Here is a 252-nt window from a genome sequence, read left to right as displayed (position 1 = left end):
TCGCTGCGATCATCTACGTGCTGGTCAGCGGTTGCGCTTGGCGGGCGTTGCCGCCGTGCTTCGGGATATCGAAGTCGACGGCCCACCGCAGGTTCTTGACCTGGTCCAGGGCTGGTGTCTGGGGCCGGCTGCACGAGGAGATCCTGCACCGCATGGACGACGCCGGCCTGCTGGACCTGTCCCGGGCCGTGCTCGACTCCGCTCACGTGAGGGCTAAAAAGGGGGCGAACTCACAGGTCCGAGCCCCGTGGA

1 pseudogene is annotated in these 252 nt (G+C 67.1%); it reads left to right on the top strand.

Annotated elements, in window-relative coordinates:
* A pseudogene (locus tag IA22_RS0133835) lies at positions 1 to 252 on the top strand (transposase); the annotation flags it as partial.

The organism is Kitasatospora papulosa (assembly GCF_000717245.1).
Lineage (GTDB): Bacteria > Actinomycetota > Actinomycetes > Streptomycetales > Streptomycetaceae > Streptomyces > Streptomyces papulosus.
This window is presented reverse-complemented; position numbering and strand designations above follow the sequence as displayed.